Origin of the sequence: Limnohabitans sp. (genome assembly GCF_040401495.1) — a bacterium.
Classification (GTDB): domain Bacteria; phylum Pseudomonadota; class Gammaproteobacteria; order Burkholderiales; family Burkholderiaceae_C; genus Limnohabitans.
In genome coordinates this window covers 1-2,922 of record NZ_JBBAOI010000049.1, presented here as the reverse complement: position 1 = coordinate 2,922, position 2,922 = coordinate 1, and the positions used below count along the sequence as shown (strand labels likewise).

General features: G+C 55.2%; 5 protein-coding genes. All 5 read left to right on the top strand.

The window, feature by feature from the left end; translation table 11 throughout:
- Positions 1 to 220: ABC transporter permease subunit (locus AC9UEO_RS13485; protein WP_509534542.1), on the top strand; the 220-nt coding region annotated here is incomplete at its 5' end.
- A 64-nt stretch (positions 221 to 284) separates the two neighbouring features.
- On the top strand, positions 285 to 1,238 hold the full coding sequence (locus AC9UEO_RS13480; protein ID WP_509534540.1) for a branched-chain amino acid ABC transporter permease: 954 nt from the start codon (positions 285 to 287) through the stop codon (positions 1,236 to 1,238).
- On the top strand, positions 1,235 to 1,972 hold the full coding sequence (locus AC9UEO_RS13475; RefSeq protein ID WP_509534538.1) for an ABC transporter ATP-binding protein: 738 nt from the start codon (positions 1,235 to 1,237) through the stop codon (positions 1,970 to 1,972). Before AC9UEO_RS13480 ends, AC9UEO_RS13475 begins: the two co-directional genes overlap by 4 nt.
- The gene (locus AC9UEO_RS13470; protein WP_509534536.1) at positions 1,962 to 2,690 is read left to right on the top strand and encodes an ABC transporter ATP-binding protein; all 729 of its coding nucleotides are present in this window, start codon (positions 1,962 to 1,964) and stop codon (positions 2,688 to 2,690) included. The genes AC9UEO_RS13475 and AC9UEO_RS13470 overlap by 11 nt, the downstream gene beginning before the upstream one ends.
- A gap of 10 nt (positions 2,691 to 2,700) precedes the next feature.
- Positions 2,701 to 2,922, top strand: a 222-nt coding sequence (locus AC9UEO_RS13465; protein WP_509534534.1) for a flavin reductase family protein, incomplete at its 3' end; no start/stop codon positions are given.

Here is a 2,922-nt window from a genome sequence, read left to right as displayed (position 1 = left end):
GCCCGCCTTGGGTCGTGAATACATTGGACGTGTTTTTGCAGTCTGCGTTTTGGGGGGGATGGGCAGCATGTCTGGCACCTTGTTCGCCGCTATTTTGTTAGGCGTAGCAGAAAGTTTGACCTCCACTTTTTTAGGCCCCTCGTGGTCCCCCGCGGTGGCTTTCGGAATTTTGCTTTTCACCTTGGCTTGGCGCCCTGCGGGCCTGATGGGGAGAAACTGATGTCTTCATCGAATTTGCGCTTTTATATCGGCCTTTTGATTGAGGCGCCTCGGTCTTTTTTGGCGTGCAGGCCTTGACTGAGGGCTACTACCTCTTGGTGGCCTTTTATATTCTTCAGTACATTGTCTTGGCCACCGCCTGGAATATTTTGGGTGGCTACGGGGGGTATGTGAATTTTGGCTCGGCCTGCTTTTTTGCCGTGGGGGGCTACTCCACTGTTTTCTTTTACAAACTGCTGGGCTTACAGACGCTCAAGTCCCTTGATTGCGGCTGGTTTGTCATCACTGGCCCCTACTTGTCCTATCTGATCATTCCTGCATCGGTGTTGGTGGGCGCGGTGATTTCGGGTTTGATGGGCTTGGGCACCGGCTACCTCACCTTGCGCTTGCGAGGTGTCTTCTTTGCCATCTCTACTTTGGCACTGACGGTGGTGGTGCAAACCTTGGTGCTGAACTGGTCTTATGTGGGCGGCGCTCGGGGCGCTTATGTCATGCGCGCTCCCAGCGTGGCGGGCTTTGCCAGTACCAATGAATTTGTCTTTTTCGTGATGCTGCTGATTGCCATGGCCGCCCTGGCCATTGCGCGCAGCGTTGAGCGCAGAAAGCTGGGGGCAGGCTTGGAGGCCATTCGAGACGACGAGGATTCAGCCGAGTGCTCGGGCGTTCCCACACTGCAGTTGAAACTGCAGGCGACCACCATCAGCGGGGCCATGATGGGCGCAGTCGGTGCGCTGTTCCCGTTCTTTGTCACCTTCGTCGACCCCATCGGTGCCTTCAACCTGGTGCACACCGTCAACAGCATTGCCATGCCCTTGATTGGTGGCATGACGCATTGGTCCGGCCCCTTGATCGGTGCGGTTTTGTTGGGCGGGGTTCAACAGTATTTTGGCTCTAAAAATATGGTCACACCGGAGTTGAGTCTGCTCTTTGTGGGCGTGCTGATGATGGTGTTCGTGGCGATCGCACCGAATGGCATCCTGGGCTTGTGGCAGCGCTTGCGTGGAAAGGATGTGAAATGACAACTCCGTTGCTGAGTGTGCAAGGCATGGGCAAGCGCTTTGGCGGGTTTGTGGTCTTGGACGACATTAATTTCGAGGTCTATCCCGGAGAACGCTTGGGCCTGATCGGGCCGAACGGCTCCGGCAAAAGCACCACCGTCAACTGTCTATCGGGGGTGTTAAGCCACGATACAGGTCAGATCACATTTGATGGGCAAGCCCTCGATGGACTGAGACCCCACCAGCGTTCTTATGCAGGTCTGGCCCGAAGCTTCCAAATTCCAAGGCCGTTTGCGCGTTTGAGTGTTCTCAAAAATATCAAAGTACCGATGATGTTTGCCGCAGAAAAAAGAAGCGGCCGTCGGTTCAACGAGTCGGAGTTGGATGCGCAAGCGCGCCAAGCACTGGCGCAGGTGGGATTGCTGGCCAAGGCCGAGTTGTTGGCGGGCAGCCTCACGCAAATCGATCTGCGCAAACTCGAGTTAGCCCGCGCCATTGCAGCGCAGCCCAAATTGCTGATTGCCGACGAGTCGATGGCCGGCCTGGCGACCTCTGAAACCGATGAGATCTTGGCCTTGTTGTTGCAACTCAATTCTCAAGGCATTGCGGTGATCATGATTGAACACATCATGCGGTCTGTGTCTGCTTTTTCGCAGCGCCTGGTGGTGCTTGCTGCAGGAAAGAAAATTGCCGATGGTCCAACGCAAGAGGTTTTGCGCGACCCATTGGTGGAAAGGATTTACCTTGGCGACTGAAATTCATATCCAGAACTTGCATGCAGGCTACGGTGCGGTCACGGTGCTGAATGGTGTCAGTATCGCCGTGAACGATACTGAAACTGTGGCTTTGCTGGGCACCAACGGCAACGGCAAGAGTACCTTGATGAAGTCCATCATGGGCTTGGTGCGCGCCACCCAGGGCGAGATTCACGCCAAGATTGATGGCCATCATCTCAACTTGCGTGACATGAGCACCGAACAAATTGTGGATGCAGGGATCGCTTTGGTGCCCGAAGGCCGTCACCTTTTTCCCAAGATGACGGTGGCGCAAAATTTAAGGCTCGGTGCCTTCAGGCCTTCGGCCCGCTCTGCATTGGAAACCTCCTTGGTACAAGCCTATGAGGTGTTCCCGATTCTCAAAGAGCGTAGCGAACAATTGGCCGGCAGCATGAGCGGTGGTGAACAGCAAATGTTGGCGCTGGCGCGCGCGCTCATGTCTCGCCCTAAAATACTGCTGATTGACGAGCCTTCCGTAGGCTTGGCACCGATTTTGGTTCGCCGTGTGATCGTTCAAATCAAAACCCTCAAAGAGATGGCCGGTTTGACCGTTTTGATGGCCGAACAAAATTTCACTCAAGCCATGCGGGTGGCCGACAGGGGCTACTTGATTGTGCACGGTGAAATTGCCGTGCAAGGTACGGCCAGCGAGCTTTATGGAAGCGACTTGGTTAAAAAATATTACATGGGCTTATAGCCCACCCTCTATGTCTTCAACAAGCTCTCCATCGGCACAAGAGACAGGCCTGACCGCCCAACGCACATTGCGTGGCGCATTGGGCCATTTCGCCACAGGCGTCACCGTCATCACCGCCCAACAACCCGCCCAAGATGGCTGGGTGGGCTTGACGGTCAACAGCTTCAGTTCGGTCTCACTGGAGCCGGCTTTGGTCCTCTGGTCGCTGTCCAATAATTCCCCAAATCTGGAC